We start from the raw sequence: 10,047 nt of genomic DNA on the forward strand, positions 1-10,047 counted from the left end.
CAAAAACATGTAAATTAATTGTCGTCCTGAAAGGTAATCCAGGTTGACGTTTACGTCAACAGTAAGTACATTGCCAACAGGTTTACGTTAACGTTAATTCATGCGACACATTCGAATTACGGAACTTTGAGTTTACCCCTGTTGCCGTATAGGCTTTTACTGGCAGTAACAGGATCTGGATGAAAACTGCTTGCCTGCAGTTGTTCTTTCTCAGGTAATTCAAGATGCGTGACGGTGCCACGACACCGGCAAACTCAACAATTGAGGTAACTATGAAAATACTCGTACCGGTCAAACGCGCAATTGACTATAACGTCAAGGTGAGAGTGACATCAGACAACTCTGGCGTTGATCTAACGAACGCAAAAATGGCGATCAATCCGTTTTGTGAAATCGCTGTGGAAGAGGCTGTTCGTTTAAAAGAAAAGGGCATAGCGGAAGAAGTTGTTGTCGTCTCTATTGGCGATAAGGCATGCCAGGAACAGATTCGTACGGCGCTGGCGCTAGGCGCTGACCGCGGTATCCAAATTGAGACAGATCAGTCTCTGGATTCGCTTCAGGTCGCAAAGCTTCTTGCCAAGCTGGTTGAAGAAGAGTCGCCTGAACTGGTTATTCTGGGTAAACAAAGCATTGATTCAGACAACAACCAGACCGGGCAAATGCTTGCTGCCCTTACCGGCATGCCTCAGGGTACATTCGCCTCTGAAGTGGTTGTCGAAGAGGGTAAAGTAAACGTGACTCGCGAGATTGACGGCGGCTTGCAAACCGTTGGCTTGACGTTGCCTGCAGTGGTAACGACGGATCTTCGCCTGAATGAACCGCGTTATGCATCTTTACCAAATATCATGAAAGCCAAGCGTAAGCCGCTGGATGTTAAGCCGGCTGCCGATTTTGGCGTGTCACTGGAATCTAACGTGAAAGTGATTAAAGTGACGCCGCCACCGCAGCGCGAAGGTGGTATCAAGGTGGCTGATGTCGCCGAACTGGTAGATAAGCTGAAAAACGAAGCGAAGGTGATTTCATGAGCATTTTAGTTTACGCAGAGCATGATAATGCAGAACTGAAGCCAGACACGGCGAAAGTGATTAATGCCGCCAGTAAGATGGGGGATGACATCCACGTGCTGGTTGCCGGCGAAGGTTGCGATGCTGTGGCACAAAGTGCTGCATCGCTGACGGGTGTGAGCAAAGTCTTGGTTGCTGACAACGCGGCGTATGGTCATCAGCTTGCGGAAAATACAGCGGATCTTCTGGTTGAAATGGCCGAAGGTTATACACACATTCTCGCGGCAGCAACCACGACAGGCAAGAACTTTATGCCACGTGTCGCGGCACTATTGGATGTAGCGCAAATTTCCGACATTATTGGGGTAGAAGGTGCCGATACCTTTGTTCGTCCAATCTACGCAGGTAATGCGATTGCTACGGTTCAGTCATCTGATAGTGTAAAAGTCATTACTGTCCGGGCTGCCTCCTTTGATGCAGCGGGCAACGATGGCAGCGCCGAAGTCTCTGCTATTGATATCGTGAAAACGGCTGACAAGTCCGCCTTCGTCAGCGAATCACTGACCGAATCTGAACGTCCGGAACTGACAGCAGCAGAAGTGGTTATCTCTGGTGGTCGTGGCATGCAAAACGGTGAAAACTTCTCTTTACTGGAAGGCATTGCTGACAAACTTGGTGCCGCTATTGGCGCATCACGTGCCGCTGTGGATGCCGGTTTTGTACCTAACGATATGCAGGTCGGTCAGACCGGTAAAATCGTTGCACCGCAGCTTTACATCGCGGTGGGCATTTCCGGAGCGATTCAACACCTGGCGGGAATGAAAGATTCAAAAGTTATCGTTGCCATTAATAAAGACGAAGAGGCACCGATATTTCAGGTCGCTGATTATGGTCTTGTTGGCGATCTGTTTGATGTGCTGCCAGAACTGGAAAAAGCGCTGTAACTATATACAACGTATTGCTAAAAGGCCGCTTAATGCGGCCTTTTTTGTGCATACAAAGCAGGGTAGAGGATACCAACGCTAGATCCTGTCTTACACTGCTTTTTTACCGCCACTTCTACATCACGTTTTACACCCGGACTACCGAGTTGTCCTCGAAAGATACGGCTGACGGTGAATAGGCATCAGCGGCCCAGTCATTTTCCCACTTACCATCGTCTAGCAAGTAACGAAACTGGTATTCATTATCTTTTTCAAGCGTGACTGTCTGCGTAAAATCGCCATTCTTTAGCTTTTTCATTGGCTGAGTGCTTTCGTCCCACGCGTTAAAGTCTCCAACCAACTTTGCCGATTTCGCGGCGTGCGCCTCATTAGCGCTTAACCGAAAAGTGACTTTGCATACAGGTTTTGACTTCAGGTATTGTTTCTTCAGGCTCATGGATTGTCTCTCATCACAATGGTGTAATAAAATTACATGGTAAGGCTAAATAATCACCATTTTTGGTGGGTCAAGCAAGTTTTTTCGTTATTTGATTACGTTATGTGTGTAAATAGTATACTGCAATGGTGGCATTTCGATAAACCCGTAAGATGATTTCGGAGAAAGCCTCACATCATCGTGGTATTTGTCACGTTGAACGTAACGTCGTTAATAATTTTTACAAAGTTCTCAAAGCAGCCAGACAACAAAGGGGCTACACTAGCCACGCATAAAAATAAAAATCAGTGTACTAACAGGGCTTAATTAAAGTCTCGGTTTAACGCACGGTCAATCTACGCTAAAGGGATGGTAATGAAGAATTCGCTTATGAAAGCAGGGATCCCTCTGCTCATATTAATTGTGGCAATTGCTGTGGCTACGATAATGGTAAAAAGCCGCAAGCCGCCCGAGAAAAAGCCGGTTGAAGAAAAAGCGTTCCTGGTAGATGCCAAGCCAGTGAATACTCAGCCTGTCACATTCAAAATTACCTCTCAGGGAAACGTCGTTCCAAAAAATAAAACCAGTCTTAGCGCGCAGGTCAGTGGACGTGTGGTATCGCTGTCTGAACAATTTGTCTCCGGTGGTATGGTAAAAAAAGGTGATGTACTGGCAACGCTGGAACAAGACGATTATGTGACCGATGTAAAACTGGCCGAGGCAGAACTGGCACAGGCAAAAGCGGCACTGGAAGAAGAAATCGCACGCGGCAAAGTGGCCCAGGCAGAATGGCGCTCAGTTAACAGTGTGGTTCCCCCTGAGCTGGGTCTAAGAAAACCGCAGTTAGCCCGTGAACAGGCCAATGTGAAAGCGGCGGAAGCAAAACTGGAGCGTGCACAACGTAATCTTGACCGCACCGAAATTAAAGCACCCTATAACGGACTGATTGTCGAGCGAAATATTGATTTGGGCCAGTATGTCGCCACCGGCACCATGATTGGGACGGTATATTCTACTGATGTTGCAGAAATCAGGCTGCCGGTGACAGACAGTGATCTGGCCTTTTTAGATGTGAAAAAGGCTCAGGGTAGCCAGAATAATGTAGAACTGACCGCCTCTGTGGCAGGTAAAACGCGCCGCTGGCAGGCTTCGCTCACACGAACGGAAGGCGTCAGAGACAGCGCCAGTCGTGTGATTTATGTTATTGCCGAAATTACCGATCCGTACCAGCGCAATGCCGGCAACGATGCAGCAACTGCACTGCAGTTTGGGCAGTTTGTTGAAGCTGAAATTAGCGGCACGCAAGCTGAAGATTTAATTGTTTTACCACGGACAACGCTGCGACTTGATAACACGGTTATGGTAGTGGATGAAGACAGAAAACTTCGTATTAAACCTGTTGAAGTGGTGCGCACCAGTGCTGATAGCGTGTATCTTTCATCAGGGATTGAAGACGGTGAGCTGGTAGTCGTCAGTGCTGTGCCGAATCCTTTCGATGGAATGGAAGTACGATTACCGGGTGATGAGCCTGAAATGCCGGAAGAAGCCAAAAAGGATAAGCCTGACGATACCAGCAGTATCACTCAGGAGGATTCAGAATGAGCCGGATAGATACAAAACACGGTGTAATTGCCTGGTTTGCACGCAACAGCGTAGCGGCAAACCTGTTGATGTGGATGCTGCTGATCGGCGGTATTTTCGGGGCAATTGGTATTCAGAAACAAATCTTTCCTACCTTCGACATTAATGTCATTAACGTTCGCGTGCCGTACCTTGGTGCCGCCCCTCAGGAAGTCGAAGAGGGGGTAATACTCAAAGTTGAAGAAGCGATAAAAGATCTGGAAGGGATCAAGCAGATAACGTCTACGGCAGTTGAAGGAATGGGCACTGTCAGTATTGAGGCTGAAGAGGACTATGATGTTCAGGCGCTGCTTGATGAAGTGAAGGTACAGGTGGATGCCATTCCAAGTTTCCCCGGCAATACCGAAAAGCCCGTGGTATATCGCCAGAAAGTCCAGCAGGACGTAATTTGGATTTCCGTATATGGCGATGCTTCAGAGCGCGAGCTTAAAGAGTTCGCGAAAAGCATGCGGGATGACATTGCCAATTTACCGGGCATATCCAGTGTTCAGGTAGTCGGTGCGCGGGATTATGAAATTTCTATCGAGCTTTCTGAAGCTGATTTACAGCGCTATAACCTGACATTCTCAGATGTGGTTAACCGGCTGCGGCAAACCAGTGTGGACTTACCCGGCGGCTCTATCCGCACGGACAACGGCGATATTTTGCTAAGAACCAAGGGCCAGGCCTATACCGGCTGGGACTTTGCGCAAATCGTGCTGTTGACTGATGCCAGTGGCACCCGGGTGACGCTTGGCGATGTGGCTTTCATTAATGACGGGTTTATTGAAAACAACCAGTATGCACTGTTCGATGGCAAGCCGGCGGTCAGCCTTCGCGTGCGTGCGGTGGGCGATCAGAATGCGCTTGAGATTTCAGAGCAGGTCAACGGCTATATCAAAAAAGCCAAAGAAACGTTTCCCGGTAATATCAACGCTGACACCTGGGGGGACAGTTCGTTCTATCTCGCAGATCGGTTAAACATGATGCTGGAAAATATGTTTTTTGGCGCCTTGTTAGTGTTCATCGTGCTTTCCCTGTTCCTGAAACTGAAACTGGCGTTTTGGGTTATTGTCGGGCTTCCTGTGTGTTTCTTAGGGACCTTACTGGTACTTCCTATTGATGCCCTTGGCGTGTCCATAAACCTGTTGAGTTTGTTTGCTTTTATCCTGGTTCTCGGGATTGTCGTGGACGATGCGATAATCATGGGGGAATCAGCGTATTCGGAAATCGATAAAAAGGGGCACAGCACAGACAATGTGATCGCCGGCGTGAAAAAAGTCGCCATGCCCGCCACCTTCGGCGTACTGACCACGATTGCCGCGTTTACGCCCATGTTAATGGTGTCCGGGCCGTTTGGCGTTATCTGGAAGACCATTGGCCTCGTGGTCATTGTTTGTCTGGTTTTCTCTCTGATTGAGTCCAAGCTGATATTGCCTGCGCACTTAGTGCATATGAAGCTCAAACCCTACAACCCGGAGAAAGCTAACCGGCTTCAGCGTTTCCGTGACTTTTTCAGTGAAGGCATTAAGCGCTTTGTACAAAACAAGTACGCCCCATTTCTGGAGAAGGCGATACGCAATCGTTACGTGACGTTATCGACGTTCCTGGCGATGCTTATCCTGACTATCGGGCTCTTTGGTGGTGGTATTGTGCGCTTTGTTTTCTTCCCGAATATTCCAAGTGACTTTATGATGGCCACGGTTGAGCTAGAGCCGGGCTCGTCATTGCAACAACGTGATAATGCCATCTCGACGTTACTTGACGCTATGCATCGGATGGATGACAACATTAAAAGTGAAACCGGCAGCGGTGTTGTGAGTCACGCCATCGCTTTTGACAACGGTACGCTTAGCGGCCAGGTGTTTGTTGAGCTGACAAAAGGCGAAACCCGCGAACGCAGTGATACCGAGATCCAACAGTTATGGCGAGAGCAAATGCCGGAAATCGCTGGTGTTAAGACGCTAAGCATCGGATCGCCTGGTGGGCCAGGGGGCGGCTCTGATCTCAGCTTTGAGTTTAACTCTGCGAATATTGATGCACTGCGCAGTATCAGCCAGGAGCTGAAGGAACGATTAGAAGCTTTTAACGGCGTTTCAGACATAAACGATACGTTTTCAGGCGGTAGCGATGAAATTCAGTTGTCGCTAACACCCCAGGCAGAAGCATCAGGCATCTCACTGCAGCAACTGGGGCAGCAGGTACGTTACGGCTTTTATGGTGCGGAAGTGCAGCGTATACAACGTGATGAAGAGGAAATTAAAGTGATGGTGCGTTATCCCAAGGAGCAGCGCACCAGCATTGAGCATCTTGAGACAATGCGCATCCGAACGCCCAGTGGGGACGAAGTGCCGTTTGAAGAAGTGGGTAACATCGACCTCGGTCAGGGCTTCGATACCATCATTCGTGTAGACGGCGAGCGCTCTGTTACGGTAACCGCAAAGGTAGATAAAGCCCAGTTAGATCCCGGCGAAGTGACCCGTGAGGTGGTTTCTGAAATTATGCCTGATTTGCTGGAGCGTTACCCGCGCGTTAGCTTTGAGCTGCAGGGAAATTCACGCGAACAGCAGGAAGCAACGATGGGGTTACTTAAGGGGCTTGCGTTCGCATTGTTCGCCATTTACGCGCTGCTGGCGATCCCCTTGCGCTCCTATTCTCAGCCGCTGATTATCATGTCTGTCATACCGTTTGGTATTGTTGGTGCCATCGTGGGCCATCTGGTGCTGGATATGGCGGTCAGTGTGCTTTCGATTTGCGGAATTATCGCACTATCGGGCGTGGTAGTGAACGACAGTCTGATTATGGTGGACTTTGTTAACCGGGCCCGCAAAGAAGGGCATTCGTTAAAAGAGGCGGCCATCAGCGCAGGCACGCAGCGTTTCAGAGCGATTATTCTGACTTCTCTGACTACCTTTATGGGGTTATTGCCCATCGTTTTCGAGCGCAGTTTACAGGCCCAGATAGTGATACCTATGGCAATTTCACTGGCCTTCGGTATTCTGTTTGCCACAGTGATCACATTGTTACTGGTACCTTCTTTGTACCTTATTCTGAATGACATAAAAACCGCATTCAAAGGCAAAAAGAAGCAGCCCGGAGATGATGTCGGGATCGGAGTTTCACAGGGAAATTAGCATGGCAGTTATAAAAAAATACATAGTGCAAATCGTCGCGGTTGCCGGCATTGGGTTGTTGGCAAGTGGCTGTAGCGTATCGGAAAATACCCGAGCCGATACAAAAACTGTAGAGTATCCGGTATCCCGGACGGTCACTCAGACGGATAGCTATCATGGCACCATGGTCAGCGATCCTTACCGCTGGCTGGAAAATACGCAAAGCAGTGAAGTGGCAGAGTGGGTAGCGCAACAAAACCAGTTGGCGCGGCCCTATCTTGAAGCGCTGCCAACCCGTGAAATGTATAAAAAGCGCATGACGGCATTGTGGGATTATGAGAAATATAATGTGCCGTTTACGAAGGGCGGAAAATTTTTCTATTCGCACAATAACGGGCTGCAGAATCAATATGTTTTGTGGATGGCCAGTAGTGCCGACAGCGAACCTGATGTGCTGATCGATCCTAACACATTCAGCGATGACGGCACGGTGTCTATGGCCGGTTATGAAATCAGCCCGAAAGCCAACAAAATTGCATATTTCACGTCAGACGGCGGCACCGACTGGAAAACTATCCATGTGCGCGACGTCAACTCGCTTGAGGATGAGCCCTCTGTCATCGAAGGCATAAAGTTTACTAATGTCTCATGGCTGCCTGACGAGAGTGGCTTTTACTACTCCCGCTACCCCAAAACGGACGGTAAGTGGAACGACAGTAAAAGCGTTAGTATCTGGTTTCATCAGCTTGGTACGCCTCAAAGCGATGACAGGCAGGTAGTGGCATTTGGCAATGAGCCTGCCTGGAACCCTTATCCGATAGTGATCAATGAGGGAAAGACCCTGTTGATAAGCGTATGGGATGGCTACGAGACGAATGCCGTTTACACGCTTGACCTGACTCAGGCGTCAGCGACGCCTGAGCCACTACTGGCAAAATGGGACGCACTGTATAACTTTATTGATAAAAATAGCGATGAGCTTTTCTTTTACACCACCAAGGATGCCCCAACGGGACGCGTGATTGCGCTGAATACCAAGTCAGGCGCCCTCCGGGAAGTTATTCCTGCTCAGGCCGAAGCTCTTGATGAAGTTTCGGTTCTGGACGGTAAGTTGTTTGCTCAATACATCAAGGACGTAAAGTCAGCGGTATCTGTCTATAGCCTTGAAGGGGATAAACTCAGTGACATCGATTTCGACGGGATTGGCAAAGTAGATGGGTTTTCCGGTGATAAAGACAGTGCCAAGACGTATTACAAGCTCACTGGCTTTACCAATCCGGGGGCAATATACGAGTACGATTTAGAAAGCGCTGAAAGCCGGTTATACAAAACCATTTCGGTTCCTGTCGATCTGGACGCATACGAAACCAAGCAGGTTTTCTATACCAGCAAAGATGGCACCGACATTCCGATGTTTATCGTGCACAAGCGTGGAATGACGTTAGACGGAAACAATAAAACGCTTCTTTACGGTTACGGTGGCTTCAACATCAGTTTACTGCCTGGCTACTCGGTGTCACGCATGACGTGGTTAGAGCAGGGCAATGTTCTGGCGATTGCCAACCTCAGAGGTGGTGGCGAATACGGACGTGAGTGGCACAAAGCAGGAACGAAATTACAGAAACAGAATGTGTTTGATGATTTTATTGCTGCGGGTGAGTATCTGATTGAGAAGCAATATACCTCTCCGGGCAAACTTGCGATTCAGGGCGGAAGCAATGGTGGACTGCTGGTAGGCGCCTCATTAACCCAGCGACCCGAGCTTTTTGGTGCAGCATTACCTGCCGTCGGTGTACTGGATATGTTGCGTTACCATACACCAAGTGCCAATGCCCGCGCCTGGTCATCTGATTTTGGACTAAGTGAAAACGAAGATGAATTTGCGGCGATGTACAAGTATTCGCCGGTGCACAATACGCAAAAAGGGGTGTGCTATCCGGCAACCTTAATTACCACCGGAGATCATGACGACAGGGTAGTGCCCTGGCACAGTTATAAGTTTGCTGCTGCGCTTCAGCGCGACCAGGGCTGCGACAATCCAATATTGTTGCGCGTGGAAACCCGCGCAGGACATGGCGCAGGCACACCTACCTGGATGAGAATTGAAAGCTATGCCGACCAGTGGGCATTTCTGGAAGAAGCGCTTCGCTAACTGCTGATATTTTCAATCGCAACGGAAAAAACCGCAGCCAACACTGCGGTTTTTTTATGTTAAGCCGTTCGGGAGAGCCGTGCATTTGCGTGCAATCACGCTGGCGTATTTTCTTTGATTTGCCTGTGGCGAATAAAAAGTGAACGATTCACTTGATAACTGTATAAATAAACATATACTGTATATGTAAACAGTTAAGAGGCGATAGTGATGGAAACAGGCATTAAAGCACTTGATAAATTATTGACAGCACAGGGTATTAAGCTTTCACCAGGAAGTAATGGATTTCAGTCAGTCACCGAGTTACGCCCTGCTGATCCGAAAGTGGTAGATTTAAAACTTCCCTATTGCATGTATCAGAAGGTCATGATGTTGCCGCTGGGCAGTCGGTTGAAGTATCACCATTTTTATCTGCAGCATCGTCAGTGCAGACTGGCCAGTTATTTGGTTGATAATAACGGAAACATAGTCGAGCAGGTCTTTTATCAGCGCGACACACGCTCAGTCTCAGCGTGTAAAAAACTGGCGACCCTGATTCAGAAACGTTACAGAATGCAGGAACGAGAAGCGGCTTAACAGGAAACAGGTGTATAGAAGCTGCCAATTGCCTGAGGCGACAATAACGTTCACCGCGATGCTGTGTGACGTGTTAAGCCACTGGACAACTTATGTTCACAGTATAATGGTGTGAGATGTGCCGGTTTATCGCATATTGGAGCATCTGTGTCGTCCTAATATAGGTTGACAGTTATTAGGCCAGCTCTCGAAGCTGGCCTTTTCTATTGTGCACTGCGTTAGG

At 48.6% G+C, this 10,047-nt stretch carries 7 protein-coding genes; 6 read left to right on the top strand and 1 reads right to left on the bottom strand.

Translation table 11 applies throughout. The features are described from left to right. Positions 1-272: 272 nt before the first annotated feature. On the top strand, positions 273-1,025 hold the full coding sequence (locus JKP77_RS02520) for an electron transfer flavoprotein subunit beta/FixA family protein (protein WP_218309631.1): 753 nt from the start codon (positions 273-275) through the stop codon (positions 1,023-1,025). Further along, complete coding sequence (locus JKP77_RS02525; protein WP_218309632.1) at positions 1,022-1,948, top strand: electron transfer flavoprotein subunit alpha/FixB family protein; 927 nt, start codon at positions 1,022-1,024, stop codon at positions 1,946-1,948. The genes JKP77_RS02520 and JKP77_RS02525 overlap by 4 nt, the downstream gene beginning before the upstream one ends. A gap of 127 nt (positions 1,949-2,075) precedes the next feature. Here the strand turns inward: JKP77_RS02525 and JKP77_RS02530 are convergent, their stop codons facing one another. Continuing rightward, entirely contained in the window at positions 2,076-2,384 is a 309-nt protein-coding gene (locus JKP77_RS02530; protein ID WP_218309633.1) for an isoamylase early set domain-containing protein, read from the bottom strand. A gap of 354 nt (positions 2,385-2,738) precedes the next feature. On the opposite strand from JKP77_RS02530, the gene JKP77_RS02535 reads away from it, so the two are divergent. The 4 genes from JKP77_RS02535 to JKP77_RS02550 all read left to right on the top strand — a co-directional run bounded on the left by JKP77_RS02535 (position 2,739) and on the right by JKP77_RS02550 (position 9,824). Then, a complete protein-coding gene (locus tag JKP77_RS02535) occupies positions 2,739-3,965 on the top strand; it encodes an efflux RND transporter periplasmic adaptor subunit (protein ID WP_218309634.1) in 1,227 nt (408 codons plus the stop codon). Next, complete coding sequence (locus JKP77_RS02540) at positions 3,962-7,117, top strand: efflux RND transporter permease subunit (protein ID WP_218309635.1); 3,156 nt, start codon at positions 3,962-3,964, stop codon at positions 7,115-7,117. The genes JKP77_RS02535 and JKP77_RS02540 overlap by 4 nt, the downstream gene beginning before the upstream one ends. Before the next feature lie 10 nt (positions 7,118-7,127). Then, positions 7,128-9,248 (top strand): prolyl oligopeptidase family serine peptidase, encoded by a 2,121-nt coding sequence (locus JKP77_RS02545; RefSeq protein WP_420840030.1) that lies wholly within the window; start codon positions 7,128-7,130, stop codon positions 9,246-9,248. Positions 9,249-9,458: 210 nt separating this feature from the next. Then, on the top strand, positions 9,459-9,824 hold the full coding sequence (locus tag JKP77_RS02550; protein WP_218309637.1) for a hypothetical protein: 366 nt from the start codon (positions 9,459-9,461) through the stop codon (positions 9,822-9,824). Positions 9,825-10,047: the final 223 nt, after the last annotated feature.

It is taken from the genome of Alteromonas antoniana (genome assembly GCF_019249295.1).
GTDB classification, from domain to species: domain Bacteria; phylum Pseudomonadota; class Gammaproteobacteria; order Enterobacterales; family Alteromonadaceae; genus Alteromonas; species Alteromonas antoniana.

Bases quoted from the DNA above. Each gene is read 5' to 3' on its own strand.
- JKP77_RS02520 (WP_218309631.1), top strand. From the start codon at position 273: ATGAAAATACTCGTACCGGTCAAACGCGCAATTGACTATAACGTCAAG.
- JKP77_RS02525 (WP_218309632.1), top strand. From the start codon at position 1,022: ATGAGCATTTTAGTTTACGCAGAGCATGATAATGCAGAACTGAAGCCA.
- JKP77_RS02530 (WP_218309633.1), bottom strand. From the start codon at position 2,384: ATGAGCCTGAAGAAACAATACCTGAAGTCAAAACCTGTATGCAAAGTC.
- JKP77_RS02535 (WP_218309634.1), top strand. From the start codon at position 2,739: ATGAAGAATTCGCTTATGAAAGCAGGGATCCCTCTGCTCATATTAATT.
- JKP77_RS02540 (WP_218309635.1), top strand. From the start codon at position 3,962: ATGAGCCGGATAGATACAAAACACGGTGTAATTGCCTGGTTTGCACGC.
- JKP77_RS02550 (WP_218309637.1), top strand. From the start codon at position 9,459: ATGGAAACAGGCATTAAAGCACTTGATAAATTATTGACAGCACAGGGT.